Here is a 26,582-nt window from a genome sequence, read left to right on the forward strand (position 1 = left end):
GCAGCGAAATCTCCCATGTGAAGGCATAGCAGCGCGCCGTGCCGCGCGTACGACCGCTGATCCTGTTCCAGGTGATTTTTGAGTTTGGAAAAAGCTGTCTGTTTCACCAGCGAAACATGGGCAGTGGACGCAGCGGGGAACGGATGAATTGACGGGCGGACAGCCTGATCAGCATGGCGTGGAAGCCATGATCGGGAAATGTCGATTGCACGGTTTTGATGAATGCCCGTGGCAGGCCGAAGCGCACCAGTCCCAGAGACACATCGATCAGGTCGGCTTGCCTGAAAGGCTCGACGGTTGCCGTGTGGGAGGACCGATAGGCGCGCACCTTGTGGTGTTCCAGAATCAAGGCGCTCACTTCGCTGCCCAGCTCCGTGCGGTGGCGGGTTTCGAGGTAATGCAAGGCCAGGCCAACTGACGGCGGCAGGTAGTCGAGGGTGTCGTCGGTCCAGATGCCCAGGTCGTGGAACGCCGCGGCGATCTGCACCGCGTCACCGGGCGGGCCTACAGTGCCGCTGAGGGCGCAATAGAAATTCAGCACCCGATAGATGTGATTGCGATAGCCCGGCAAGTCAGGGCCGATCGCCAGCGCGAACGAGGTGAGTATCTCGTCGGTGATGGGGAATTCTAGAATGGGGTTCATCACGCATCCCGCAACAGGTCGTTGGCGTTGAGTACGTCGTAGGCGATTTCCGGACGCTTTTCCATGGCGCGGCGGATCGCGGCCGGAATTGAAGCGCGGGTTTTGCGGCACAGTCCCGGCAGGTCGCCGACGTAGATGCCGATGCCGCGCATGGTCCGCACTTCGTTGAAGCTGGGGACGATGTCGACGCGGATGCCCAGCTGCTCGAACATCCGCCGCTGCAGGTGTTCCAGGTCCTGGAAGCTCGAAAGGTTTTCCAGGCGCTCGATCAGGCGTTTTTCTTCCGTGCGGGTCAAAAACAGGATGCGCACGTCCGCCCCCGGTGTTTCCAGCAACGGGTCACGCCCGCAATCGCAGGCACCGGGCGGGCAGGGTTGGCGGATCTGAGCAGAGATGGTCATGGGGTTCAATCATAGAGCGCTGTGATCGAGTTTGCCCATAGGGTTTGGACTGATGGAGATCCCTTGTAGGAGCGAGCCTGCTCGCGATGGTCGTCAACGATAACGCGGGCAGTCTGAATGCCCGCGTTGTCGGGACGTTTTTCGCTAGCAGGCTCGCTCTTACAGTCGGGGGACCCGCTATTTCAAGACCAGCATCCGATAAACCCCGGCCTCGACTTCGATCCCATGGGTGTCATGGGTGAAGCCGGGGAAGGATTTGTCAAAGGCTTCCAGCGCCTTGAGATAGGCCAGCAACGGCCCATCCGCGGCCCCGGCGTTCTCGCCCGGCATCAGCAATGGAATGCCCGGTGGGTACGGCACGATGCCGGTGGCGGCGATGCGGCCGGCGGCTTGCTCCAGGGTGACCAGTTCGATGTCGTTGCGTACCAGTTTCTCGTAGGCCTCCACCGGGCTGAATTCGGCTTTGGGCAGTGTGCCGAAGGCCTGGGCCATGTTGGCGGTGGTCTTGTGTTTCTTCATGGCGGCAAAGATTTCGTCGGCCAGGTCCTTGAGGCCCATGCCGGCGTAACGCGTCTGGTTGCCGGCCAGCAGGTCAGGCAGGCTCAACTCCAGTTCAACGTTGTCGTCATAGTCGCGCTTGAAGTCGAGCAGGGCGTTGAGCAGCGTGCCCCATTTGCCTTTGGTGATGCCGATGGAGAACAGAAACAGGATGGTGAAGTCCGTGGTTTTCTCGACCACGATGCCCTGGCGCCCCAGGTACGCGGTGAGTACGCAGGCCGGTATGCCCCTATCGAGTAGATTACCGTCGTCGCCCATGCCGGGGCTGAGTACCGATACCTTGATCGGGTCGAGCATGCAATAGCCGTCTTCGATGTCGCCAAAACCATGCCACACCTCGTTCGGGTGCAGGGTCCAGCAGTTCGGATCGGTTTTGAGCTGCGCCGGGTCGACCTCATGGAACGGCACGGTGGCTGCGCCCACTTGCACGGTCGGTGGTTGCCAGCAGGTGAAGAACCAGTCGTCCTTGCTCAGCATCTCGTTATGCATGCGCGAAAGGACCTGGCGGAAGCTGATGGCTTCTTCGATGGACTCAGTGGTGAGTATCTGCCCGCTGGGCGCCTCCATCATTGCCGAACTGACGTCACAGGAGGCCATGATCGCGTAGTTGGGAGAAGTCGAGGCGTGCATCATGTACGACTCATTGAAGCGCGCATGCTCAATCGGGTTGCGGCCGTTGCGCACATGAATCATCGAAGCCTGGGAAAGCGCCGCCAGCAACTTGTGGGTCGATTGCGTGGCGAACACGGTCGGCTTGGATGCATCGTGATCGTCCGGGTTGCCGTGCATGGCATGGCGCCCGGTATACAACGGGTTGAAACGCGCATAACCGTACCAGGCTTCGTCGAAATGCAGTCGGTCGACACTCTGGCCCAGCAGCTCTTCGACGCGGGTGACGTTGTAGGTCAGGCCGTCATAGGTGGAGTTGGTGACGATGGCGTGGACCGGTGTCGGGTCGATGCCTTTCTTGACCAACGGGTTATTGGCAATGGCTACCTTCACGCCTTCGGCGCTCAGGGTTTGCGGCAGGATCGGGCCGATGATGCCGTAACGGTTGCGGGTCGGTACCAGGTAAGTCGGAATGGCGCCGGACAGGGTCATCGCATGTTCAGCGGACTTGTGGCAGTTGCGGTCGCACAAGGCGATCTGATCCCGTGTGACGCTGGCCATCAGAATGACGCGGTTGGACATCGACGAGCCGTTGGTCACGTAGTACGTGCGGTGTGCGCCGAAGACCTTGGCGGCGTAACGCTCTCCCTGGCCGATGGGGCCGCTGTGATCGAGCAGCGAGCCGAGTTCGCCGACCGAGATCGACAGGTCGGAACGCAACAGGTTTTCCCCGAAAAACTCGTAGAAAGCCCGTCCCGCCGTGCTTTTCAGGAACGCCGTGCCGCCAGCGTGGCCGGGGGTGTGCCATGAGTATTCATAGGTGCGGGCAAACTTCACCAGCGCCCCGAACATCGGTGGCAGGGCCGCCTGGCGATAGCGTTCGATGGCCGCGAGGATGCGCCCGCTGAGGAAGCGGGAGGTGTCCTCGGGCAGCCAGATGAAGTCGTCGGCGTGCTGCATGACCAACAGCGGAATGCTCGACGCGGTGGTGCGGTCACTGATCAGGAACACCGGTACCCGCGTGTTTCGCTCGCGCAGCTTGACCAACAAATTGATGCAGTTTTCGTGGCCTTCGCTCTTGTCCATTTCCCAACGGATCAGCACGCATTGAATGGCAGGGTCCGAACGCAGGATCGATGCAGCGTCGCTGAGACTTTCCGATGCCAGTACGCTGACGCCTCGTTCCTCTACGTCATGGACCAACTGACCCAGGGCGCGGCCAAATACCGTGTTCTTGTCCGCGGGGCTGCTGACCAGTAGCGCGAGCATTCCGAGCGAATGTTTATATTCCGTCATGCTAGAACCTCCAGAGTGGCTTTATTCAAGCTGTTCACCGGCACGGGCTCGCCAGCGAGGTGCTGCGCGCTGACGGTTTGCGTCGGTACGCTGTTGTTGAGTGCTTCCAGGCGAATCAGGCGGTTGTTGACGAAGCCGAACAGCGTGTAGCCGAAAATGGTTGCCACGCCGCCGAGCATCAGCGCCTGCTCGCCCGAGCTGTACAGCGCGAGGTAGCTGTATGCCGCCGCAATCAAGGCAATGATGTTGGTGGCGAGCGCCTTGCTTTCCGGCACGTTGGAAACCTTCTGCATGGTCATCAAAGCGGCCATCGAGAGGATGTACGGCACCAGGTTGGTGACCACCGCGAGGTTGACCAGGGTGTCGAACTGCTTGCTCAGGTCCGGGCTGATGGTCAGAAGGGCCAGCGCCGTCTGCGCGGCCAGCAGCACCAGCATGCCGACGATGGGCGTGCCGGCCTTGTTGGCCTTGGCGAAAATCGGCAGGAAGTAACCGGTGTCCGCCGAGCTTTTATAGACCTGGGCAATGGTGAACTGCCAACCCAGCAGCGAACCGATGCAGGCGAGTACCATCGCCGCCATCACGATGTTACCGACCATCGGAGTGAACATCTTGGCGAAGACCAGGCCGAACGGCGCGGTGGAGGCGGCCAGTTCCGGGTTATCGACGATACCGGCGATGACGTTGGTCGAGACGATGTAGATCACCGCCGCGCCAAGGGTGCCGCCCAGTACCGCAATCGGTACGTTCTTCTCGGGGTTTTCCACCGCGTCGGTGTTGGCGCACGCCGATTCCAGGCCGAGAAACGCCCACAACGTGATTGCCACCGACGCCCCTGCGGCTTCAAACCAGCTCATATTGTGCGGGTTCCAGCCCGCGGCGTAGACACTGCTGTCAAACCAGAACCAGCCAATGGTCGATACCAGCACCACCGGCGCAATCACTCCCCATACCGTGATTGAACCGATCCGGCCGGTAATGCGTGCGCCACCGAAGTTGGAGAAGGTGGTGACCCACAACAGCGCGATGGTTGCCAGACCCACTTGCAGCGAACCCAACTCGATGTGGAACAGCTCCTGGATATAGCCGACCGCCGTGATGCTGATCGCCACGTTGGCAATCAACAGCGACAGGCCATAGGTGTAGTTGGTGATGTAGTTTCCGCCCTTGCCGAAGGTGTATTCGGCGTAACCGCCCATGCCGCCGGTTTTTCGGCTGAGCATCCCGCAACGGGCAAAGGCATAGGCCAGTGCGAGGGATCCGGTGGCTGTCACCAGCCAGGAAAGGATGGAAATGGCGCCGACTTCCGCAAGTTTCGACGGTAGTAGCACTATGCCTGAGCCCAACATGTTGACGGCAGTCAACATTGTCAGTTGCCCCACACTCATTTTCTTCGCGACTGACATTCCATTGCCCCATTAGTTGGCAGAAGAGACTCATAGCTATAGCAAAGGTTTGAAATGTCGCAAGAAAATGACTTTTGTTTACTGACCCGGATCAGTGTTTTCCCGATAAGGCATTATGCTGGCCCCCAGGTGGCTCGCTTGTCGCCAGAATCGCTGCAATTTCAGGCGGTTAGGGTGGGAAGTGAATGCGCAATATATGGATCGCGCTGATCTCGGTTGGCGTCGCGGGTTTTGCAGTGATTGCCCAGGCCAAAGAACTGAAGCCCAATGATCGTTACATGTGCAGTTGGGGGGCGGGGACGGCGGCTAGAGCACAGGAACTCAAGTTATCCGGGGTTTCCTTGTATGCGGCGCGGCAGAAAATTCAGTCTTACAAGTTTTCCAAATCGTGGATGCGGATGATGGCGATGGGGATTACCGAGCAAACTTACGACAGTCCGACAAGGATCAAGCCGGCGGCGGTTCGGGAGAGTTTTTATGAGGATTGTGTGAGGTATAAGTTGGCGCGTAAGTGATTTTGGCAGGATCTTTTAATCGGGGGCATATCCGTTTCTTTGGTAATGGCCACCTGCGGTTTCGCTCTTACAGCGAGTCACTTGGAAGAGCCCCAAGTAACCAAGGGCTCTTGCCCCACCACTCGGTGCCTCGCCCAGGCTCGGCATGCCCTCACTCCGGCATTGCTCCGTGGGTCGCCGCGCTGGGCCATCCATGGCCCAGCGCGGCTAAACCGGCGTCCTGCCGGTTTACCCACGGATCAATGCCTGCGTTCGGCCATCGTGGTTTAACGGGGCGCCTAAATCAAAAACAAAAGCGAGGCGGCCTGATAGCCGACCTGGCTTTGGCAGATATGCTAATTCCCTTGTGGGAGCGAGCTCCCACAGTGTGATCTCCTACAGGATGATCTTTGTCGGATCGAGCACCCGGTTGAGCAGCGACGTCTATATTGAATGACCGGCATCAGCCCGGAACACCGAATTTCTGATTCACCTGAAAGTGCATAAACCTCATTTCAATCAGGAGATCATCATGACCCAGCTCGACAAAGTACTGTACACCGCCAAAACCCATACCACCGGCGGTCGGGACGGCGCGTCCAGAAGCTCCGACGGCATTCTCGATGTGAAGCTGTCGTCACCGGGCACCAACGGCGGGGGGACCAATCCGGAGCAACTGTTCGCCGCCGGTTGGTCAGCCTGCTTTATCGGCGCGATGGGTGTGGCGGCCAAAGAGTTGAAGGTGGCGCTGCCCAAGGATGTGGCCGTCGATACCGAAGTCGACCTGGGCACCAATGAAGGTGGCTACCTGCTGCAAGCCCGGCTCAATGTCAGCCTGCCGGGACTGGATCGTGAAACCGCGCAGAAACTCGTCGATACCGGGCACAAGTACTGCCCGTATTCGAAAGCCACGCGCAACAACATCAACGTGGTGGTCAAGCTCGTCTGAGTTGAAATAAAAGAGGTCTTGGCGACAGCTTTCGCAATCCGTGTTGCCGAGACCTGAACACTTCCAGGGATGAGTGGTGAGCTTTTGTCGACTCTTATTCAAACTCTCTCGCATACTACCTGGTAACTAATTTGGTTTGCCCGGTTGAAGGCGCTTGCATTTGTTTTTCATCGAGGCCTCTTGGGCGTTCAGCGCGCTCGAAAATAGTATGACTGTTTTAGTTCAAGGGGTGTAAGTGACAGGAGTTCGCTTGTTGCTCGTCTAGTTGGCCTGTGTGGCAACTAGTGGATCCAATGAGCAATGACGGTAGTCATGTAAAACCAAGCAGCTCAGTTGGAATGGGCATCGACGGCAAAGTTGAGGCGTTAGTACCGTTTTCGTTGACCCTCAAGTCAGCGACCGTTTGTCGGTGATAAGCCTGAAAAGTGAACAAACCTGGGCTTAGGCCCTCAGATTCTGCAGCACGTCACTCCCATGACCTGCTCTTGAAGTCGAAATAAGGAAGTGAAACCCGAACCTCATATGCAGTTATGCAAATGGGGGGTTTTTACCTGAAATTTGAGAGGTTCTAACTAAGCTGTCATCGATTCACTTACCGCATCAATAGGATTTGGATAATAAATCTATTGCTTGCTTTCTTGTATGAGCAAGGTCTTGCAGGGTTATTTAAAAGCAATGCTCTGTTGATTGGCCGATCTGTACTATCGAATAAGGTGGAGAACATACCCGTGGCGATAAATACAATTATGAGCCTGATCGAACATAAAGAATTCATGGAGTTATTGCGGCTGGGCGTTGTTTACGTTCATCTGGTCGCCTGCTGCGTGGCAATTGGTTTAGTGCTGACCAGTGATATCGCAATGGTCAGGGACCTGTGGAAACGCAAGGCCTTCACTGAACATGATCTTGCGCACATGGAAAGCCTTCAGCGATCTGTCGTCTGGGCATTGATCGGTCTCTGGGTGACAGGCGCCGCCATCATTGGCATCGATTACCTGGGCAAAGGCACGGAATACTTCATGAATCCGAAGCTTCACGCCAAGGTGATCATTGTCGTGCTGCTGACCTACAACGGCGTCCTGCTGCACAACCTGGTATTGCCCGCACTGCAAAAGGCAGGCTCCTTGCTTGAACTCGGATTGAGTGCACGGATGCTGGCGCTGTTTTGTGGCTCGCTGTCGGCGGTGTCCTGGATGTATGCCGCCATGCTCGGTGTCGGGCGTCCCTTGGCCTGGAAGTATTCACTCTCCGAACTGTTGATGGCGTATCCGGTGCTGATCGTGCTGGGCTTCCTGGCGATGCTGGCACTGACTCAGCGGGCCAAGCGCCAGAACAGTCTCACCACGCCGCAGTGGACAAATGCAGCCGCGCACTAAGCCTGTAAGGCACCCGAGCCTGACTCGTTGGCGCTGATGTAAAAAGGGTCCTGGCGACAGATGTTGGGAGCAGCATCGCCAGGACCTGAAAGCGTCGAGATCAAATGGGGCCCGGGCCAATCCACTTCGTTACGGTCGGCGCCTGCCACCGTTCAAGGGCATCAAGCAGGGCCGAAGGGTCGGTGTCGAACATCAGCATCTCGCTGTGTTCGGCCTTCATGAAGCCTTCCTTCACCGCGTGATCGAGCAGGCTGCGCACCGGATTGAAAAATCCACCGATGTTCAGGCACGCAACAGCTTTTCGGTGTTCACCCAGTTGCGTCAGCGTCGCCGCTTCAAACAACTCCTCAAAGGTTCCCAGCCCGCCCGGCAAGGCAATGAAGGCATCGGCGCATTCGCTCATGCGCGCCTTGCGGCTGCGCATGTCCTGTGTCACTTCAAAGCGGGCCAGCCCTTCGTGCACATGCCCGAGTTCGAACAGCAGGCGCGTGATGATGCCGATGACCTGACCGCCCTCGGCGAGCACGCTATCGGCGATGACACCCATCAAGCCCTTGCGGGTGCCGCCATACACCAGGCGCAAACCGCGCCGGGCGATTTCCCGGCCCAGGGCGCGGGCGCCTTCGACATAATCGGGATTGAAGCCGTCGTTGGAACCGCAGAACACGGCAATGCTGCGCAGGGTAGAAGCGTTGGTCATCGAGTTTTTCCTGGTGGAGGCGGGTTCAGGCCGGTACTGGCGCGAGACTGGAGAAATAACGTGCGGCTTCGCGCTCGGTTTTTTCCCGGGTGGCGTTCAAAATTTCCGGTTTTTGCCCGGTCCCCTCCACGGTGAAAAACCTCAGGTCGCGCAAGCCGATGCTCGCCAGTACGGTCGTCAGCCAGGGCCGCAAGAAGTCCGGTTGCTGGGCATCGACGCCGGTGAAAGTACTGCCTGAGGCGACAGCGATAAACACCGGCCGATCGCGCAGGGCGCCGACCTTGCCTTCTGCGGTGATGCGAAAGGTTCGGTCTGCCTGGATCACATGGTCGAGCCAGGCCTTCAACGCCGAAGGCACCATCAGGTTGTGCATGGGGGTGGCAATCACTACGCAGTCGGCGTTTTCCAGCTCGCGAATCAATTGCTCGGACTGCCACAGGGCGCCGCTGGTGGCCATGGTGCTGGACGGGTCGCGGCGTTTGCTCACCGCTTCGGCATAGTCGGCATCGATATGCGCAAGCCCGGTGACGCCGCGCTCGGTGATGATGAAATCGCTGACGCGATGGCTGTCGATCAGGTGCTTGATGAGGGTTTGCGAGAGCCGATAGCTCTCGGAGGCTGTCCCTCGCGGGCTGCAAATCACGCGCAGTATTTTCATGGGACCCTTCGCTGTTGGTGGAGGCAGGGCCTGCATGATGTGGCCGCTTGGACCAGCGACAAAGAGCCAAGAATTGCCTGCGTGACCAGGCCATGATTTTTGCACGGGCGCGCTCAGATCAACGCCAGAATGCGTTTCCCCAGCTGTTCGGCGGCGGCTTGCGAGTCGATGTTGGCGAAACCCAGCATCAGCCCGCAAAGTGTTGGCGAAGCGATGCTGCATTCACTCAGGGGTTCGGCGTAAATACCCGCCTGCAGCAGGCGTTCGACCAGCTCAAGATCTGACTGAGGTTGCGCAAGCCGCAGATTCAGGTGCATACCGCCGGGTTGGGCATCGATGTGAATGTGGTCGCCCAAGACTTTCTTCAACCCTCTCACCGTCGCTTCGCGGCGTTCGCCGTAGAGTTTGCGCATACGCTGGATGTGCCGGGCGAAATGGCCGTCGGTCATGAACGTCGCGACGATGGCCTGGGTCAGTTCCGGGCAGCCTCCGAAGAGGGTCTGGCTGATCCGTTCGAAGCGTTCGACCTGCCCGGGTGGCACCACCAGATAGGCGAGGCGGATGCCGGGAAACAGCACTTTGCTGAAGGTGCCGGCATAGAGTACGCGGCCATCGCGATCCAGGCTCTTGAGCGCGGGCAGCGGTCGGCTGACATAGCGGTATTCGCCATCGTAGTCGTCCTCGATGATCCACGCTTGCCGGCGGGCCGCCCATTCAAGCAGCTCCAGGCGTCGCGGCAGTGATAGCGACACACACAGCGGGCTCTGATGGGCCGGTGTGACCACGGCGGCGCGTGCGTTCGGTGTTTGGCTCACGCCCTGCACGACCTGCATGCCGTCCTGGTCCACCGGAACCGGGGCAAGCTGGAGGTGCAAATGTTCCAGTAACTGGCGAGTAGGGGGGTAACCCGGATCCTCGACGAGGATCTGGTCGCCCGGATTGAGCAGCGCGTGAACGATCAACCCCAGGGTGTTGCGATAGCCCGTGGTCACGAACACTTGCGAAGGCTGGCAGGTGATGCCGCGCGCCACCTGCAGGTAGGTGGCAATCGCATTGCGCAACGATTCCAGCCCCTTGGCCGACGGGGTAGCCATGTCCGGAATCTGTGTGGCACGCACGCATCGCGCGCCGATCTGCGCCCAGATTTTTCGCGGAAACGCATCCAGCGCGGGCAGCGCCATTTGAAAGGGCAGCACGGGCGCCTTGTGCCGGATCGACGCAGCGGTGGGTGAGTTCGAAGGCTGTTCGGTGCGAACACTACCAGTCCTGACATTCACCCCCGCGGCCACCACCGTGCCGGCCTGGCCACGGGATTGAATGTAACCTTCAGCCGCCAGCAACGAGTACGCGGTATCGATCGTGCCGCGTGCCAGCCCAAGCTCTATGGCCAGTGCCCGGGCCGCAGGAATGCGCTCGCCTGGCACGAGTACACCCTCGGAAATCGCTCTGCGGAACCGCCAGTAGATTTGCCGGTAAATCGGCTCGGTCGACGTGGGATCGAGAGGGGAAAGGTTTGTGAGGGCGGGGTTTGTCATGGGCTGGCTCTGGAAAAAAGCAATCATGGCCCAGGACATTAGCTGGAATATGGATCTTTTCCAATGGGCCAAGCAGGCCCACGATGCAGTCCTCCAAACAGCAAATCCGAGGATTGATCATGACTCAACGTATCGACTACGCCAGCGCTGCCCCTGAAGGTTACAAGGCTTTCGGCAACGTGTACGGCTACCTGCTCAAGACCGGCTTGCCCACCGAGCTGATCGACCTGGTTTACCTGCGGGTTTCGCAAATCAACGGCTGCGCGTTCTGCATCGACATGCATTCGCGGGATTTGATCAAGCTTGGCGTTGCCGTTGAAAAAATGGTGCTGGTGCCGGTATGGCGCGACGCCGGGGATGTATTCACCTACCGCGAACGCGTGGCCCTGGCCTGGGCGGAATGCGTCACGCAAGTCGCTGATACCGGCGTGGCCGATGCCGACTATGCCGCCGTGGCGGCGGTGTTCAGCGAAAAGGAACTGGCGGACCTTACCTATGCCATCGGCTTGATGAACGCCTTCAATCGGTTCGGCGTGGCGTTCCGTTCGAAACCGGCGGCTGCTGAAAAAGCCTGACCCTCAGTCTCGCTCGCCCGGCTTGGATGCCCGGCGAGCCCCAAGAAGGAGTTGTTGAATATGGCCTGGGCAATGCTTGGCATCGCTGGCATTCTGGAAATCGCCTTCGCCTTCTACATGAAGGGCTCTGAAGGTTTCACACGGCTGGTCCCCGGCGTCCTGACGGTCGTCACCGGCCTGTCGAGCGTCTTTCTGCTTTCACTCTCGTTGCGCACCTTGCCGGTGGGGACGGCTTATGCGGTGTGGACCGGCATCGGCGCGGCGGGTACCGCGATTGTCGGTATGGCGTTGCTGGGCGACTCCACGGCGCCGCTGCGGATACTCTGCATCGGCGTGATTCTGGCCGGGGTCATCGGGCTCAAACTGGTGTCAGCCCATTAGCTGTCCTCGACGTTGTCGATGTGCTTGAAGCGTTCGATCAGAAAGTCGATCAGGCTGCGCACCCGCGCCGATAAATGCAGCTGTTGCGGGTACACCGCATACACGTCGGCGCGGGTCGGCGTCTGGTCTTCCAGCACCAGGCGCAAGCGGCCACTGCGCACATAGCGGGCGATGTCCCATTCGGCCCGCAGCAAAATCCCGAACCCCTCCAGCGCCCAGTTCAGGGCCACCTCGCCATCGTTGCAACCCAGGGCGCCATGCACCTTGATGTTGTCGGTGTGCCCGCCGTTGGTGAAGCTCCAGACGCCATAGGGCGACTCGTTCTGCCGGATGAAAATGCAGTTGTGATTTTGTAGGTCGCTGAGCTTCTGCGGAGTGCCGAATTTGTCCAGGTACAGCGGCGAAGCACACAGCAAGCGGCGGTTGGAGGCGATCTTGCGTGCATGGAAAGCCGCGTCGGGCAGGGTGCCGAAGCGAATGCCCAAATCGAAGCCGTGGGTGGCCAGGTCCAGCGGGTGGTCGCTGATCTCCAGCTGAATTTCCACTTCCGGGTATTGCGCGTAGAACGCGGCGAGGGCAGGGCCGATGTGGCGGCGGCCAAAGCCGAGGGAAGCATTGACCCGAATCAGGCCCTTGGGTGTCGCGCGGCTGCTGCTGACCAACTGCTCAAGTTCATTGATCTGGGTGAGGATGCGCGCCGCCTGGGAGAAATACAGCTCGCCTTCGGAGGTCAGGCTCATCGAGCGCGTGGTGCGGTTGACCAGGCGGATGCCCAATCGCGCTTCCAATGCCGTCAGGCGCTTGCTCACCGCCGGAGGCGTGATGCCCAACTCCCGGGCGGTCGCCGCGAGGCTGCCTTTGTTGGCCAACAGGTAGAAAAACGACAAATCCAGGGTTTGGCTCATTCGTAACTCAAAGTTATTTATGTAGTGATTTGGAGTAACTCACACCTATTTGTTCACTACATATACTCCGCTCACACCCCGCCTGAACAGTCCGGTTCGACGGGAACAACAAGAAATCGACGAGAGTGGAGTCAACAATGAACGCATACAAAATCGCTGCAGTGCCAGGTGACGGTATCGGTGTGGAAGTGATCGCCGCAGGCGTCGAGGTGCTGCAGGCCCTGTCGAGAAAATCCGGCTTTGAACTGGATTTCAAACACTTCGACTGGAACTCCGATAACTACCTGAAAAACGGCTACTACATTCCCGAAGGTGGCCTGGAAGAACTGAAAACCTTCGACGCGATTTTCTTCGGTGCGGTCGGTGCGCTCAACGTCCCGGACCACATTTCGCTGTGGGGCCTGCGCCTGCCGATCTGCCAGGGCTTCGACCAATACGCCAATGTGCGTCCAGCCCGTGTCTTGCCGGGGGTGAAGAGCCCGCTGCACAACGGTAACCAGATCGACTGGGTGGTGGTGCGGGAAAACTCCGAAGGCGAGTACTCCGGCAACGGCGGCCGCGTGCACCGTGGCCTGCCGGAAGAAGTCGCCACCGAAGTCTCGGTGTTCACCCGGGCCGGGGTCGAGCGCATTCACCGCTTCGCCTTCGAACTGGCGCAAAGCCGCCCGCGCAAACACCTGACCATGGTCACCAAGTCCAACGCCCAGCGCCATGGCATGGTGCTGTGGGACGAGATTTTCTACGAAGTGGCCAAAGACTTCCCGGACGTGAAGATCGACAAGGAGCTGGTCGACGCCGTGACCACGCGCATGGTGCTCAAGCCGTCGACTCTGGACGTGATCGTCGCCACCAACCTGCACGCCGATATCCTCTCGGATCTGGCCGCCGCGCTGTCCGGCAGCTTGGGCATAGCGCCGACCGCCAACCTCAACCCTTCGCGAAAATTCCCGTCAATGTTCGAGCCGATCCACGGCTCGGCCTTCGACATCACCGGCAAAGGCGTGGCCAACCCGATAGCGACCTTCTGGACTGCGGCCATGATGCTCGAACACCTGGGCGAAGCCGCTGCGGCGAAGCACCTGATGTCGGCCATCGAGGCCGTCACCGAAAGCGGTTTGCACACCCCGGACCTGGGCGGCAACGCCACCACACGGCAGATCACCGACGCGGTGATTGCGTTGATCAACCGCTGATCATTCCCAGCGATTCAAAGTAGTACTGCGGCACAACGCCCGGGGGCGGACATGCGTGTCCGACCCCAGGGCATTTCCTGACAACAATAAAAAATCAGGGCCCTGTCATGAAAAGAATATTCGGCAAACTCTACGTACAAGTACTCCTCGCCGTGATCCTCGGTGCCATCGTCGGGGTCTTCGTACCCGAAACCGGAACCGCGCTCAAACCCTTGGGCGACGCCTTCATCAAACTGATCAAGATGCTCCTCGCACCGGTGATTTTCCTGACGGTGGTCACGGGCATCGCACGCATGGATAACATGAAGGAACTGGGCCGGGTCGGCTTTCGCGCGCTGCTGTATTTCGAAGTGGTGTCGACTCTGGCGCTGGTGGTCGGGCTGGTGGTGGTCGATGTGTTCAAGCCCGGTGCCGGCATGAACATCGATGTCGCCACGCTCGATACCGCCAGCATCGCCACGTACACTACGGCAGGCAAGCATGCCTCGTTCATGGACTTCGTCATGAACATCATCCCCGACACCATTGTCGATGCCTTCGCCAAGGGTAACGTCCTGCAAATCCTGCTGTTTTCCATTCTGCTGGGCATCGCCCTGGCCCATGTCGGACCGCGCGGCAAAGCGTTCGTCGACACTCTGGACAGCCTGATGCAGGGCATGTTCCGCATCGTCAATATGGTCATGCGCCTGGCCCCGATCGGCGCATTCGGTGCCATTGCGTTCACCATCGGCAAGTACGGTTTTGGTTCGCTGTTCTCCCTGGGCAAGCTGATGGCTTGCGTGTACCTGACCTGTGCGGTGTTTGTGATTTTTGTACTCGGTCCGATCTGCCGCTACAGCGGTTTCAGCCTGTGGAAATTCCTCAAGTTCATCAAGGAAGAACTGTTCACCGTGCTGGGCACCAGCTCTTCGGAATCGGTGCTGCCGCAGATGATTTCCAAGATGGAAAAGGCCGGCGTCTCCAAACCCGTCGCCGGGATGATCATTCCCTCCGGCTTGACCTTCAACCCGGACGGGCAGGCGATCTACTACACCATCGCGGCGATTTTCATTGCCCAGGCGACCAACACGCCACTGACCCTGACCGATCAATTGATCGTGCTGGCGGTGCTGATGTTCACCTCCAAGGGCTCGGCGGGCGTCACCGGTTCCGGCTTCATCATTCTGGCGGCCACGCTGTCGTCCCTCGGTACGATTCCGGTGGCGGGCATGGTGTTGCTGCTGGGTGTTGACCGGTTCATGTCGGAGGCTCGGGCGATCACCAATACCATCGGCAATGGTGTTGGCACCATGGCGATTGCCAAGTGGGTGGGGGCGTTGGATACGGTGAAGATGCACAAGGCGTTGAATGGGGAGGTGGTGGAGGAGAAGTCGGAGGTGGTGCAGGGTGAGAGTGTGTTTGTGCCGACGTCGGTGGTGGCGGATCCCTTGCTGTCTAACTTGAAAAACGTTTCTCGGGCATAGAGCGCAAGTACATATCCATTTCTTCGGTTGTGGCCACTATTGGTTCCGCCCTTACGGCGGGTTACTTGGAAAAGCGCCAAGTAACCAAGCGCTTTATCCCCTGACGTACGGTGCCTCGCTAATGCTCGGCATACCCTCGCTCCGGTCCTGCTCCGTGGGCCCGCCGCGATGGGCCATCCCTGGCCCAGCGCGGCTAACCCGGCATCCATGCCGGGTTGCCCACTGCGCAGAACCTCCACTCGGCCTTCCGACGGGGCAGATCAAGATCAAAAGCGCGGCGGCCTGATAGCCGACCTGGTTGCGGGCCTATCTGCGATCCAAATGTCGGAGATTCTATGTTGCCCGGCAACCCTGAACTCTCAGGCTGACAGGTATTTGCTCTGATTTTTCATCAGGGCAAATGCCACCCCACAGAGCTTTCGGGCCACGGCGGCCGGCATGAATCGCCCCAGCCACTATGCGGCCTTCGGCGACAAACATGCGCTGTACATCAAGGCGCTCGAGCAGTACTGGGAAACGGCCGCCGCCGATATGCGGGCCGCGCTGACCGATACCGAGTTATCACTGCATGACGCATTGATGCGTTTTTATGAGGGGCAGTTGGCGATTTACTTTTCGGGCGAAGGCCAGCCGCGCGGCTGTTTTGCCATCGGCACCGCGACCACCGAGGCAGTCGAGGATCCGCAGATACGCGAAGTGCTGTCAGACCGGCTCAGCTGGCTCGATGCCGATCTGGAAGTGCGCCTGCGCACGGCCATCGAAACCGGCGAGTTGAAAGGTGATGTTGACGCGCCGGCGCTGGCGGTACTCGCCTCATCCCTGCTGCACAGCATCTCGATCCGGGCGCGAGCGGGCAAATCCAGGGACGAGTTGACCGGGCTTGCGCGCAACGCGGTCAACGTGATCTGCGGCGGCTGAGGTCGATGTGAGCGAGGGACTCGAAGACATTCTGGCTGAACGGCTTGCGGTGGTTTTTTGCGGGATCAATCCAGGGGTGATGGCCGCCGCCCAAGGGCATCATTTCGGGGGGCGGGGCAATCGTTTCTGGCGCACCTTGCATCTGGCCGGATTCACCCCGGAGGAAATGCGCCCGGAACAGGACCGGACGATCCTGCAATATCAGTGCGGCCTGACCACCGTGGTGGAGCGGCCGACCGCGCGGGCCAACCAACTGTCGCAGCATGAATTCATCGCAGCGGCAGCGGAGTTCGAAGGCAAGATCGCCCGTCATGCGCCACGCTTTGTGGCGTTTCTTGGCAAGGCAGCGTATGCGGCACTGTCGGGGCAGCGAGATGTGGCGTGGGGATTACAGGCCAGGACTTTCGGCCATGCCGCGGTGTGGGTGCTGCCCAACCCGAGCGGACGCAATCGCGCCTTTACCCTTGATCAACTGGTGGATGCGTACCGCCAACTCAGGTTGACGATCGCTCAGTAGTTCATGCCGTCGTCGATGGCGATGCCTTGCGCACGCATGGCCTTGATCAAATCGGCGCGGGTGTCGGGCAGGTTGAGCATGGTTTCGGCGCGCAGCGCCGCGACTTCTTCGGCGCTGTAGGGTTGGTAATGCGCAGGCATGCTTGCGCCCGCCATACCGTCTTCGCGCATCAGCCAGTTAAGCAGGTCCGCAAGCTGCGCATTGTTCAGCGCCGACTGCGACATGCCCGGCACGCGCACCAGGAATTCGCGGCCGCCAGGGACTTTCAGAAAGTTACCGACAAAACCTTTCATCCGCGGCGTGTCGTTGGCCGCTGAACCCGTGCCGTCGCCCAAATGGCAACCGGCGCATTGCAACTGGTAATTCACGCCGACGCTGTAGCCGGCATCGCTGATGGCTTTTTGCGGCGCTTCGTTGCCGGGTGCATGACCTTGGTTGGGATTGGGAATGGCCCGGGCTTGAGCGAGTGGAGTGGTCATGAGGCAGACAAGACCAACAATCAGCAACCTGCGCATAAAAAAACCTCTGCTGGCGATTTTGTGTAGGAGCGAGCTTGCTCGCGAAAAACTCAAGGACGACACGGGCTCCAGGGAGAACGCGTCATCGTTCACGTCCATCGCGAGCAGAGCTCGCTCCTACAAAAGAAAAAAGCCGGTTCCCGAAGCAACCGGCGGTAAAACGCGTTAAACCGCCACGCCACGAATGATCGAAACGGTGCAGTGATAGATGTGGGATTTGGCGGCCAGGCACCAGTTCACATCGTTGTTGTTGAACGGGCGGTAGGCCGGTTCTTCACTGTCGTTTCGAGTGCAGGCGCACTGGGCGCAGCTTTGCTTACCGCAGCAGTCGTTGTACGAAATGATGTAGTCCTTGCCGTCGGCCGGGTTGCGGCAGGTGCCGATCCAGGTAACTTGCGAGGCCTCGGTGCCCGGTGGGCAGGAGGTCACCGAGCCACCGCAGCAGCTGCACAGAAAACCGTCGATGGAGCAGTAGCGCCAGTAGTCGCAGCTGTTCGGATCACCGGGGTCGCCGGCTTTCGGGTCAGTGGCGGCCAGCGCCTTGCTGGTACGGTCCAGCGGCAGCAGCACGGGAAGAGCGGCACCGGCAACGATCAGCGAGCCCATGCGGGCCAGCAGTTTGCGGCGCGAAGTAGTGTCGGCGACACGGCGCGAGGAGCGCTCGAACAACAGATCCAGCAGTTTCATGAAGGTCTCCCTGCCTTATCAGTGGCTATGGCCGTGGCTGTGGTCATGAGCATGATTGTGAGTAAGCTCGTGAGGCTGAGCATTGAGGTACTGCTGCAAAGTGGCGTGCTTCAGATGCTCGACTTCGAACAGGCTGTCCAGGTGCTCGCGGGAGTTCACCAGGCCTTTGGCGCGCAGGGTGCCGGACTGGTCGATCAGCGCGGCGTACGGCAGCTTGCCGATCTGGTAAGTCATGCCCACTTCCGGACCGACCACGTAGGTGGCGTCTTCCAGTTTGTGTTCGCGGATCAGCGCTTGCTGGGCGTCCATGTCGCCGTCGCTGACGAACACCACGTCGAGGGTATTGGCTTGTTCCCTGGCGATGGATTTGATCGCCGGCAGCAGCGACTTGCAGATCGGGCAAGTCGGCGAGAGGAAGAACAGCAGTTGCGATTTCTCGCCGGCATAGCCGAAGTTCACCGGGCGACCCTTACGGTCGGCGGCGGTGATTTGCGGGGCGGCTTCGTTGACGGCCACGCCTTTGTCGACCATCAACGCGCCAGCCGGGGCCAGGCGGCCGTGCAACACACCAATCTGACGGACCAGGCCCATGACGACGAACGCCACGGCCGCCAGCAGTACCCAGAGCAGAACATTGGAAACGATCAAGCCTTCCATTTTGATTACCTACCAATCAATTTGAGCAGAAGAGGGGAGTTCGCCAGCAGGCCATCGGCCGCGGCGTAGATGAGCAGCGCGACGGCGGCCGAAGCCAGGGTCACGAAGCCATCGAACACAGTCATGTCGCGGACCACCGGTGCCACGCTGGCCAGCAGCGCCAGGGCCACCAGCACGCTGTTGCGCAGCAGCAGGACCGGGCGCAGCGGCTGCGTCTGGTCCGGGCCGGCACAGCCGCAGTCGATGTCGCGACGGCCGCGCCACAGGTTGATGCCGATGGCGGCGGCGTACAGCGCCAACAGGCCGGCCGCGCTCAACGCCGCCCAGTGCCGGCTGACCGGCACCAGCAACGCGAACGCGATGGCCAGTTCCAGCAGCGGGATCGAGCGTGCGCTCGGGCGCACCAGCGCCGCGGGCAGCAGTTGATAATCGGCAAGCTGTTTGGCAAAGCGCGCCGGCGCCCGCACCTTGTGGGTCGCGGCGCTGGCCAGCAGCACCGCAATGGCGATGGCGCTGGCAATGATGAAGATCGGATCTGATTGCATGGCCGGATCTCGTTTAGTAGCTCATGACCTGAGTCGCGGTTTTTGCGACCTTGGCCATGCTGCCGGTGTGCTTGTTGGTCTTGAGGTCGAAGATCTGCAAGCCGCCCTCGACGTCGGTGCCCAGCAACAGCGGCTTGTCATCGCCGGTGGCCTGCATGCTCCAGATCGGAGCCGGGGCTTCCAGGGTGGCGATTTTCTTGCCGGTCTTGAGATCAAAAGCCCAGATCAGGGTGCTCGGGTCTTCCCACTTCATCGGTTCGTGGGCGTCGTGCATCAGCACGTACAAGCGGTTGAGCTTCGGCGCGACCGCCATCAGCTGCCAGCCGCCCGGTGCCCACCCGGCCTTCTTCTCTTCGTCGGTGGTCAGCGACCAGTTCGGCAGAATCTTCGGCGCGTCGCCGCTGAAGTCCACGGCGCGCACGGTGCCGGTGGTGGTCGTGAAGTAGTAGGTGTCGCCGACGTTGACCGCACGCTCCACCAGCTTCTCCGCGTTCGGGTCGAAGAACGGCGTGCGGCTGCGTGCGGTTTCCTGGCCCTGGTCGTTGATCGTCACGACCTGCAGGCTGCCATCGCCGCACAGCGAGGCGAAACGGCGCTTGCCCACGGGGTAGTTGAGCACGCAACCGGGAATGGCGATTTCCGTGGCCACCGCTTTGGTCTGGGTATCGACCACGGTTACCGAAGTCGACGGGGTGAAGTTGTAGACGTAGACGAAGCGGTCATCGCCGCTGGTCTTCAGGCCGTAACGCTGGGTCAGCGACTCGGCGCGCTTGTTCGGGATCAACACTTCCCAGGCCGGCGACAGGGTCGAGGTGTCCCAGGCGGTCAGCACGTCGGTGCGGGTGCCACGGGTGCCACGGGAGTACCAGATGTCGGCGGCGTAGAGGGTCTTTTTGTCATGGCTTAGGGCGGAAGGAGCGGCAAAACCGGTCGGTACCATGCCCAGCACGCGTTTCTGGTCGGGATCGACCACGGTGACACGGCCGGCGACGAAGCTTTCGAACTCGACATCGACGACGAACGCGCGGTGCGGTTCAGCGGGGAATGCCAGGGTGGTCTGGCCGATGCCGGTGTCGGCGGGCAGGTCCGCGCGGGCACTGTTCAAGCCGAGTACAAGCAGGCTCAGGCCTAGCGCTGACTGTACGGAGATCCTGTTTGTTCGCATAAGGGGAACTTCCTGAATTGTTGGTAACGCGGATCGCGGGTGAGTGGGCAGATTCTGACCAGTGAATAGTGCCTTGCCCGTCCAACCCGGGAATTGCCCTGCCTGCCAAGTGTTTGTGTATCTGTGCCAGTGTCACCGTGGCGAGGGAGCTTGCTTCTTCTGGGCTGCGAAGCAGCCCAATTTTCGCGACACGTCCTACATGATTTAAGGAAGCGTCCTATTTACCAAAAATGACAAGAATTCCACGGTAACGCCCTCCGGCGATTGTCACGCCTGCGGCTGTTCGTGCAATGCGTCTGCTGCGGTGACAAGGATGCCGGTCAACAACTTCCAAGGATTATGGAAATTGAACACGCCATTCACTCTGTCGTTAATTGACCCAACCACTTCTGCACTTTTCGATTCAAACAAAAGCCACCCTCCCGTGAACAAAGTCCGGATTCTCAGCATGTCGCCAAACATTGCGGTGGCTGAGTATTTCCAGTTTTGCGTGGAGGGCTGAGCCATGGCTCGCATGGACGTTGACGGCCTTGGTCAGGGGCTGGACGGTGACCTGACTACCACGGGTGCGGTATGCATCGCCAGCTTGCCTCAAGCAAGACAAGGGGAGCGTGGGGTACTGAGGCTGGGGGATAAAACCACCCCGTGTAAGAAGTGCGGAAAAGAAGGTGTCATCGTCGAGAGCCTGCCCGCCATGAAGTGGGATGACATTCCAACCGTGCTGGACGGGGCGCGGGTCCACTGTGGCTGCCCAGAAGGCACAAACCGGTTGATTGCGCCACTCGAGGGGCCGTCGCGCTCTGCTCGGTCCGATCACGGTGGCGTTGTTGCTCAGCCCGCAGCGCCCGGCGGGTTTACCAGCAAATTTGCGTCTGCACCTGTTCGGCCTGCTTCGCAGGCGACAGCGGAAATACTCGAAGAAGAGGAGGAAGAAGAGGAACTGACGCCAGGCATTACCCTGCGTTTGGGGCTGTTTTTCGACGGAACGGGCAACAATCTGGCTAATAGCGAGGCGGCAGCAGGGTGTTACGCGGTGAACCTTGGCATGCCGTCACAGGTGGCCGAGGACATTCGCCAGCATTGTGCAGCGTTTGGTTATGACGGTCTGGGTGGTGTGCCGGATAACAGTTATGGCAATGAGTTCACCAATGTGGCGCGGTTGCATGATTTGTATCCGGATCAGGCAGGTGTGCGCCTGTCACCAAAGGCCGAAGAGGTCTACAGCAAGGCTTACCTCGAAGGCATTGGCACCACTAGCGGCCAGGAAGACTCAATTTATAGCCAGGGCACTGGCACAGGAGGTACCGGTGTAATTGCAAGAGTTGAGCAGATGCCGGCGCAGGTGATGAATAAATTGCGATTGCTGCAAAACAACAATCCCGACCTTCAGATCCGTCGAATAGAGATCGACCTCTTCGGTTTCAGTCGAGGGGCGGCAGCCGCGCGGCATTGCGCCAACGACCTGCTCAAGGGTAAAGGCAGTCTATTGGCACAGGCTCTACCAACTGGCTCCCCCATACTCAGTGTTGACTTCAACTGGAACCACCGAACCGACTTCATCCTCAACTTCATCGGCCTGTTCGACACCGTGGCCGGCATCGTTTCGCCCTTCGACGCTGACTTCACCCCCCACAATGCCGCAAACCCCGGGCTCAATCTGCGTCTGGCGCCAGGTATCGCAAACAAGGTGATTCACTTGACCGCGGGCAATGAGTATCGCCACAACTTCTCCCTGAACCAGACCGACCAAGAGATCGAATTGCCCGGCAGTCATTCAGACTTGGGTGGTGGCTACCTGCCGTTGGCCACGGAAAAGCTGTTACTGAGCAAGCCCGATAGCAGCATTGAGTATGCCCACATCGCCAATGAACGCAGTGACGCCTATTGGCGCACCCACCAGCGCATGGCGCGTGAATCGAGCCGCTGGCTGGACTATGTCCCGCCGGAGGGGCTGAGCATTGTCACCTGGTCGGTGGACACCCAACACCGCGGCCGCGACACTGCGGCGGAAAAACGGGTGTATGCGGCCATTGCCAGCCAGCGTCAGGTACGCGGGGAATTGTCACTGGTGTACCTGCGCATCATGCGCGAATTGGCGGTTCGTGCCGGGGTCGCGTTTGATGCCGCGCCCACTACTTCAGCGTTCGCTGTGCCGACCGAACTGCAACCTATCGCCGCCAAGTTACGGGCTTTCGCATTGGGTGAGCCTTATGCGTCTTTGACGTCCGAGGAACACTCGCTTTTGCGCCGTCGTTACATCCATCTTTCGGCCAACTGGAATGCAGCCAAGGGATGGAACAATAGCGATCTGGGGGTGTTGTTCATCAACCGCCCCGCTGACGGAAGTCAGCGACGGGAGCACCCGAATGAATAGGCGCAGAGTGCTGTTAGTCGTCGGGATGATTGTGTCGCTGTCCGGCTGCGTCAACCGACTGCCTTACGACGCCTGGTATCTAGGCTTGTTCGCGCCCAGTTACATGGAGGTCTGGATCGAAACTGCCGACGCGGTAGATGTCCACGACCGCGTCTTCCGTCGCGCCATGAGTGGTGTCGCCTCGATCAATACTTCAAAGAACCTGAAAGGCAATCCTCGTGGTTGGCCTGACAGTCCCGGTGCAGGCGCGGGCAAGCTTGTACTGGGTGCCGACCTGCCACGCCTGATCTATGTACGCTGGCAATCGCTGGTGGAGCCGCAGACCTACGAGGCTTACATCCCGATCCCCGAAGCTACTCGGCAGGCGATGCTCAAGAGCGAGAGGACCTATTGTGCTGCGGATGGAAAATGGATCACCGACTATCGCGACATGGTAATTGTAGGTCTTGCCCCCGGAGGTATCGCACGGGTCTGGGTCAGGGGGGCCTGCTTGAAGCCTTTTGACGTGGCAAGGGTGGAGGGCACTGTCGTGAAATTAGGGCCTGACAGCGGTCGTAGCGGTGGTCAGTACGCATTGCCACTGAAACCTTCATCCAAAGCTTACATCGAAAAGTACGGCATCCCGTATGGTTCCTGGTGATCCCCCAATTAATATTCTTGGAAGACTGGTGCTATTGGGCCTGATTCTGACGCTGTCCGGCTGCGCCAACCGTCTGCCTTACGACGCCTGGTATTTGGGGTTGTTTGCTCCGAACTATATGGAAGTCTGGATCGAAACCGCCGACGCGGTGGATATCCACGACCGTGTGTTCGGCCGCGCGATGAGTGGTGTGGCTGCCATCAATACGCCGAAAAGCCTCAAAGGTAAGCCGCAGGGTTGGCCGAATCACCCAGGGGGTGGCGCGGGCAAGCATGTACTGGGCGCTGACCTCCCACGACTGATCTATGTGCGCTGGCAATCGCTGGTTGAACCTCAGACCTACGAGGCTTTTATCCCGATCCCCGAAGCCACTCGCCAAGCGATGCTCAAAGGTGAAAGGACCTATTGCAGGTTTGACGGCAAATGGATCACCGGTTATCGAGATGTATTGACAGTAGGCCTAGCCCCCGGAGGTATCGCACGCGTTTGGGTTTTAGGGGCCTGCTTAGAGCCGTTTGACGTGGCGCGGGTGGAGGGTACTGTCGTGAAGCTGGGACCTTATGGAGGGGCGTCCAATGGTCGGCATAGGCCTTTGTCGGAAACGTCGAAAGCCTATATCGAGAAGTTCGGGATCCCATACGGTTCCTGGTGACTCCCCCAAACAGTCAGCCAAGTCACCGCAATAATCGTGGGGTATAAAAAAGCCGCGACCCTTGGGAGGGGCGCGGCTTTTATCGTTCTAGCGCTGAGCAATCCCCGCATCACAGCTCAGTGGTCACTCCGTAGGCTCAAGGTTATCCAGCGCCCGATTCACCGCCAGATCCGCCAGCATGATTACTTGTTGAATGCCCAGCATCGTGCTGCGCTGCGGCCCGTCCAGAAAGGTCGCGAAATCGCTGGCCATGACGCTGGCCGAGGCTAGGGATTCGCAGGCGTGGGCGAGCAGGTCTTCGGTGCGAATATCTGCCGTGATAGAGAACATTGTGCTGGGGTTGTGCGGGGCGGTGGATTTCAGGATGGCGGGTTTGAGGTGGAGTTCGCGAGTGGGGTTTTCGGTTGAGGATTCTGGGGGATTGGGAGAAGGCTTGACCATGGAAATGCTCCTTGATTGATGGAGCCGCCACAGTTCGCTGCGAAACGAAGAAGGTGGCAGCTGTACGCAGGTTCGCAGACCGGGAATCAAGGAACCCGGCAGACTCGAAAGTCTCCCGCGCACAGCCGCCATAACGCATTTCAACAGACGAATAAAAGCGCCAACTGAAAGGAAACGGTGGCGCTGAGCGCCTTGATTGACCCAGGCTGCGAAACCCGGTCGCTGAATTGGCAGCGACGCGGAAACGATAAAGACCAGGGCCAAGGCGCACAAGCCGGCGGATTCTGGCGTAGTTGTAGGCAGCGACGCAAGGCGTTGTAGCTTTGCTCCGGTCCTACATCCATCGGATAACCAGCATTTCGTTTTCCTTACCTGCTGACAATTTTCTTAACGCGTCCTACGAGATTTAGGGGCGTTTTCCTACTTCCGAAAATCGACTGCGCGGTTTTTGTGTCACGGTGACGAGCACTCCAGCGATAGATTGTGGCGAGGGGATTCATCCCCGTTGGGTCGCGAAGCGGCCCCCGGCGGTCCTCCAGTTAGACCCTATCGTCTGGATTTACGACTGCTGCGCAGCCGAACGGGACGGTGCGACGATTCGCTAAATCCCCTCGCCACAGGTTTGTGTGCGTCAGGTGGGAATGGCGAGGGGAAGGGAAAAGCTGAAAACAGCGCCACACGGCTCCAGGTTCTGCGCCCAGATATCGCCGCGATGGCGGCCGATGATGTTCTTGCACAGCGCCAGGCCAATACCGTTGCCGCTGACCTTGGACGAAAAGAAGCCATCGAACAGCTTCTCCTGCGCCTCGGCCTGAATCCCGCGTCCACGGTCTTCGATGCGCACCAGCGCTACGTCGTCCTCGGCGCTGGCATGAATGCGCAGCACACGACGTTCGAGGGGCAGGTCGGCCATTTCTTCGATGGCGTTGAAGGCCAGGTTGAGGATCACCTGGCCGATCAACACTTTCTCGCAACTCACCCGCAACGGCTCGGGGGCGGTGACGATTTCGACGCGTATCAGGCTCGGATCGGCCCGCAGACTGATGAAGTAGCGGGTTTCGCGCAGCAGTTCGTTAAGGTCGACCAGCTCTTCGCTCTGCTCCAGCTTGACCACGTAGTCGCGCACGCTCTTGATGATCACGGAGGCATGCTCGATCTGCCGCACGGCGTTCTGCAAGCCCCAGGCGACGCCTTGGTCGGCGTCGGTCGCGTTGCCGAGGCGAATCACTGCGCCTTCGATGAAGTTGCGGGTGGCGGCCAGCGGTTGGCTCAGTTCGTGGGCAATCGCCACGGCCATTTCACCCATGGCGTTGTAGCGCGCCAGGTACTCGAGTTTTTGTTCGCTGACGCGCCGGGCTTCTTCGGCGTGCACTTGTTCTGTGACGTCGCGGAACAGCAATAAATGGCCGACCAGATCGTCTTCGATTTCGATAAAGCGACAGGTCGCGTCGTGCCAGCGCCACTCGCCGTCACGGCGTTGCACTTTGTAATGCACACCGAACGGTAAGTGCTCGGGTGTCTCGTTGGACAGCTGCTGCAACAGGCGCTGGCGCGAGGCGTCGTCGCACCAGTCGAGAAAGTTCTTGCCGATCAACTGATGCTCTTTGCTGTTGAGCAGATGCGCACCGGAGTCGCTGATAAAGCGAATCTCGCCCTCTGGCCCCAGCACCGCCACGCCTTCGGCCAGGTCCTGCATGAACGCCTTGAGCCGGCTTTCGAAGCGCTTGAGGTCGCGCTTGACCTTGTCCTCCCTGGAAATGTCGCGGAACTGCACCATCAACACATCGCGACCTTCCAGGTGCACCAGCGTCGCCACCGCCTCGGACAGTATCTCCACCCCTTGCTTGGAGCGATAGCACCATTCGATGGCGCGCTGGCCCGTGCGCGCAGCGCCTTCCAGCCAACGCAGCCCCACCGAACGCCGGTACTTGGGCGCATCGCGGGTCATGTCCGGGGCTTTGAGCGGTGTCAGTTCTTCGAGGGTAAACCCCAGCGCCGACAGGGCCGCGGCATTGGCCCAGAGAATCTCCTTGCTGTGGGCATCGTGAAGAATGATGCACAGCGGCATGGCTTCGATCAGCGTGAAAAAGTCGTTCTGTTTTGGCAAGTACATCGCGCAGCCCTTGGCGGCAGGAGGTTGTGACCGGTGGAACCGGAAGTATGGCTTTTTATACCGGCTCGCGCCTGGGGATGCGCTCAGAGGTAACCGGGGGCGGTCTAGGGGTTTTCTTTAGCCGGGGGGCTGCACGCACCAATAGTTGCGCCGGGATGTGGTTTTTACACTGGACCGCAATGCAAGGGTAGCCACGCCGATCCCTGTAGGAGC

27 protein-coding genes and 1 pseudogene are annotated in these 26,582 nt (G+C 59.7%); 12 read left to right on the forward strand and 16 right to left on the reverse strand.

Annotated elements, in window-relative coordinates; genetic code table 11:
* Positions 1 to 103: 103 nt before the first annotated feature.
* From FFS64_RS25170 to potE, 4 genes are all read right to left on the reverse strand, one after another.
* On the reverse strand, positions 104 to 643 hold the full coding sequence (locus FFS64_RS25170; protein WP_137807581.1) for a phosphohydrolase: 540 nt from the start codon (positions 641 to 643) through the stop codon (positions 104 to 106).
* Positions 643 to 1,044, reverse strand: coding sequence for a hypothetical protein (locus tag FFS64_RS25175; protein ID WP_137807582.1), 402 nt, complete (start codon positions 1,042 to 1,044; stop codon positions 643 to 645). Before FFS64_RS25175 ends, FFS64_RS25170 begins: the two co-directional genes overlap by 1 nt.
* A gap of 177 nt (positions 1,045 to 1,221) precedes the next feature.
* Positions 1,222 to 3,507 carry an Orn/Lys/Arg decarboxylase N-terminal domain-containing protein gene (locus tag FFS64_RS25180; RefSeq protein ID WP_137807583.1) on the reverse strand — a complete coding sequence of 762 codons (2,286 nt, stop codon included), beginning with the start codon at positions 3,505 to 3,507 and terminating at the stop codon, positions 1,222 to 1,224.
* Positions 3,504 to 4,913: a putrescine-ornithine antiporter gene (gene potE / locus FFS64_RS25185; RefSeq protein ID WP_137807584.1), complete on the reverse strand. Its 1,410-nt coding sequence runs from the start codon at positions 4,911 to 4,913 to the stop codon at positions 3,504 to 3,506. The genes FFS64_RS25180 and potE overlap by 4 nt, the downstream gene beginning before the upstream one ends.
* A 185-nt stretch (positions 4,914 to 5,098) precedes the next feature.
* Here potE and FFS64_RS25190 point away from each other — a divergent pair, with 185 nt between their 5' ends.
* The 3 genes from FFS64_RS25190 to FFS64_RS25205 all read left to right on the forward strand — a co-directional run bounded on the left by FFS64_RS25190 (position 5,099) and on the right by FFS64_RS25205 (position 7,732).
* A complete protein-coding gene (locus FFS64_RS25190; protein ID WP_095193530.1) occupies positions 5,099 to 5,428 on the forward strand; it encodes a hypothetical protein in 330 nt (109 codons plus the stop codon).
* Positions 5,429 to 5,939: 511 nt separating this feature from the next.
* Positions 5,940 to 6,356, forward strand: coding sequence for an organic hydroperoxide resistance protein (locus FFS64_RS25200; RefSeq protein ID WP_095193531.1), 417 nt, complete (start codon positions 5,940 to 5,942; stop codon positions 6,354 to 6,356).
* A 728-nt stretch (positions 6,357 to 7,084) separates the two neighbouring features.
* A complete protein-coding gene (locus tag FFS64_RS25205) occupies positions 7,085 to 7,732 on the forward strand; it encodes a hypothetical protein (protein WP_137807618.1) in 648 nt (215 codons plus the stop codon).
* Between the two features lie 100 nt (positions 7,733 to 7,832).
* Here FFS64_RS25205 and FFS64_RS25210 read toward each other — a convergent pair whose 3' ends face one another.
* The 3 genes from FFS64_RS25210 to FFS64_RS25220 all read right to left on the reverse strand — a co-directional run bounded on the left by FFS64_RS25210 (position 7,833) and on the right by FFS64_RS25220 (position 10,625).
* Complete coding sequence (locus FFS64_RS25210) at positions 7,833 to 8,432, reverse strand: TIGR00730 family Rossman fold protein (RefSeq protein WP_137807585.1); 600 nt, start codon at positions 8,430 to 8,432, stop codon at positions 7,833 to 7,835.
* Positions 8,433 to 8,457: 25 nt separating this feature from the next.
* Positions 8,458 to 9,090, reverse strand: a complete 633-nt coding sequence (locus tag FFS64_RS25215; RefSeq protein ID WP_137807586.1) for an FMN-dependent NADH-azoreductase — start codon at positions 9,088 to 9,090, stop codon at positions 8,458 to 8,460.
* Between the two features lie 113 nt (positions 9,091 to 9,203).
* Positions 9,204 to 10,625: a PLP-dependent aminotransferase family protein gene (locus tag FFS64_RS25220; protein WP_137807587.1), complete on the reverse strand. Its 1,422-nt coding sequence runs from the start codon at positions 10,623 to 10,625 to the stop codon at positions 9,204 to 9,206.
* 119 nt (positions 10,626 to 10,744) lie between these two features.
* Here FFS64_RS25220 and FFS64_RS25225 point away from each other — a divergent pair, with 119 nt between their 5' ends.
* Together FFS64_RS25225 and FFS64_RS25230 are read left to right on the forward strand one after the other, a co-directional pair.
* Positions 10,745 to 11,200, forward strand: a complete 456-nt coding sequence (locus FFS64_RS25225; RefSeq protein ID WP_137807588.1) for a carboxymuconolactone decarboxylase family protein — start codon at positions 10,745 to 10,747, stop codon at positions 11,198 to 11,200.
* A 60-nt stretch (positions 11,201 to 11,260) separates the two neighbouring features.
* Positions 11,261 to 11,581: a multidrug efflux SMR transporter gene (locus FFS64_RS25230; protein ID WP_137807589.1), complete on the forward strand. Its 321-nt coding sequence runs from the start codon at positions 11,261 to 11,263 to the stop codon at positions 11,579 to 11,581.
* Here FFS64_RS25230 and FFS64_RS25235 read toward each other — a convergent pair.
* The gene (locus FFS64_RS25235) at positions 11,578 to 12,486 is read right to left on the reverse strand and encodes a LysR family transcriptional regulator (protein ID WP_137807590.1); all 909 of its coding nucleotides are present in this window, start codon (positions 12,484 to 12,486) and stop codon (positions 11,578 to 11,580) included. The two genes, FFS64_RS25230 and FFS64_RS25235, sit on opposite strands and share 4 nt — an antisense overlap.
* A 137-nt stretch (positions 12,487 to 12,623) precedes the next feature.
* Between FFS64_RS25235 and FFS64_RS25240 the strand changes: the two genes are divergently transcribed.
* The 4 genes and pseudogenes from FFS64_RS25240 (at position 12,624) to mug (ending at position 16,577) form a co-directional block, all read left to right on the forward strand.
* A complete protein-coding gene (locus FFS64_RS25240) occupies positions 12,624 to 13,679 on the forward strand; it encodes a tartrate dehydrogenase (protein WP_137807591.1) in 1,056 nt (351 codons plus the stop codon).
* 107 nt (positions 13,680 to 13,786) lie between these two features.
* A complete protein-coding gene (locus FFS64_RS25245) occupies positions 13,787 to 15,142 on the forward strand; it encodes a dicarboxylate/amino acid:cation symporter (protein ID WP_137807592.1) in 1,356 nt (451 codons plus the stop codon).
* Positions 15,143 to 15,565: 423 nt separating this feature from the next.
* Positions 15,566 to 16,060, forward strand: a pseudogene (locus FFS64_RS25250) (TetR/AcrR family transcriptional regulator); the annotation flags it as partial.
* Positions 16,061 to 16,067: 7 nt separating this feature from the next.
* The gene (mug, locus tag FFS64_RS25255; protein ID WP_137807593.1) at positions 16,068 to 16,577 is read left to right on the forward strand and encodes a G/U mismatch-specific DNA glycosylase; all 510 of its coding nucleotides are present in this window, start codon (positions 16,068 to 16,070) and stop codon (positions 16,575 to 16,577) included.
* On the opposite strand, the gene FFS64_RS25260 is transcribed toward mug, so the two are convergent.
* From FFS64_RS25260 to FFS64_RS25285, 6 genes are all read right to left on the reverse strand, one after another.
* The gene (locus FFS64_RS25260) at positions 16,571 to 17,092 is read right to left on the reverse strand and encodes a cytochrome C (RefSeq protein WP_137807594.1); all 522 of its coding nucleotides are present in this window, start codon (positions 17,090 to 17,092) and stop codon (positions 16,571 to 16,573) included. The genes mug and FFS64_RS25260 overlap by 7 nt on opposite strands.
* Before the next feature lie 168 nt (positions 17,093 to 17,260).
* A complete protein-coding gene (locus tag FFS64_RS25265; RefSeq protein WP_008062110.1) occupies positions 17,261 to 17,782 on the reverse strand; it encodes a methylamine dehydrogenase light chain in 522 nt (173 codons plus the stop codon).
* Positions 17,783 to 17,800: 18 nt separating this feature from the next.
* The gene (gene mauD, locus FFS64_RS25270; protein ID WP_137807595.1) at positions 17,801 to 18,439 is read right to left on the reverse strand and encodes a methylamine dehydrogenase accessory protein MauD; all 639 of its coding nucleotides are present in this window, start codon (positions 18,437 to 18,439) and stop codon (positions 17,801 to 17,803) included.
* A 5-nt stretch (positions 18,440 to 18,444) separates the two neighbouring features.
* Complete coding sequence (locus FFS64_RS25275; protein WP_137807596.1) at positions 18,445 to 18,984, reverse strand: MauE/DoxX family redox-associated membrane protein; 540 nt, start codon at positions 18,982 to 18,984, stop codon at positions 18,445 to 18,447.
* Between the two features lie 13 nt (positions 18,985 to 18,997).
* Positions 18,998 to 20,149 carry an amine dehydrogenase large subunit gene (locus FFS64_RS25280; protein ID WP_137807597.1) on the reverse strand — a complete coding sequence of 384 codons (1,152 nt, stop codon included), beginning with the start codon at positions 20,147 to 20,149 and terminating at the stop codon, positions 18,998 to 19,000.
* A gap of 267 nt (positions 20,150 to 20,416) precedes the next feature.
* A complete protein-coding gene (locus FFS64_RS25285) occupies positions 20,417 to 20,656 on the reverse strand; it encodes a hypothetical protein (protein WP_137807598.1) in 240 nt (79 codons plus the stop codon).
* Here FFS64_RS25285 and FFS64_RS25290 point away from each other — a divergent pair.
* The 3 genes from FFS64_RS25290 to FFS64_RS25300 are packed head-to-tail and all read left to right on the forward strand — an operon-like array spanning position 20,655 to position 23,815.
* On the forward strand, positions 20,655 to 22,523 hold the full coding sequence (locus tag FFS64_RS25290; RefSeq protein WP_171017132.1) for a PAAR domain-containing protein: 1,869 nt from the start codon (positions 20,655 to 20,657) through the stop codon (positions 22,521 to 22,523). The genes FFS64_RS25285 and FFS64_RS25290 overlap by 2 nt on opposite strands.
* Entirely contained in the window at positions 22,516 to 23,163 is a 648-nt protein-coding gene (locus FFS64_RS25295) for a DUF2931 family protein (protein WP_137807599.1), read from the forward strand. The genes FFS64_RS25290 and FFS64_RS25295 overlap by 8 nt, the downstream gene beginning before the upstream one ends.
* Complete coding sequence (locus FFS64_RS25300) at positions 23,150 to 23,815, forward strand: DUF2931 family protein (protein ID WP_137807600.1); 666 nt, start codon at positions 23,150 to 23,152, stop codon at positions 23,813 to 23,815. Before FFS64_RS25295 ends, FFS64_RS25300 begins: the two co-directional genes overlap by 14 nt.
* A gap of 123 nt (positions 23,816 to 23,938) precedes the next feature.
* Here FFS64_RS25300 and FFS64_RS25305 read toward each other — a convergent pair whose 3' ends face one another.
* Positions 23,939 to 24,256: a DUF6124 family protein gene (locus tag FFS64_RS25305; RefSeq protein ID WP_137807601.1), complete on the reverse strand. Its 318-nt coding sequence runs from the start codon at positions 24,254 to 24,256 to the stop codon at positions 23,939 to 23,941.
* A 631-nt stretch (positions 24,257 to 24,887) separates the two neighbouring features.
* Positions 24,888 to 26,369 carry a sensor histidine kinase gene (locus FFS64_RS25310; protein ID WP_137807602.1) on the reverse strand — a complete coding sequence of 494 codons (1,482 nt, stop codon included), beginning with the start codon at positions 26,367 to 26,369 and terminating at the stop codon, positions 24,888 to 24,890.
* Positions 26,370 to 26,582 lie beyond the last annotated feature (213 nt).

This window comes from Pseudomonas sp. G(2018) (assembly GCF_005502415.1).
Taxonomy (GTDB): domain Bacteria; phylum Pseudomonadota; class Gammaproteobacteria; order Pseudomonadales; family Pseudomonadaceae; genus Aquipseudomonas.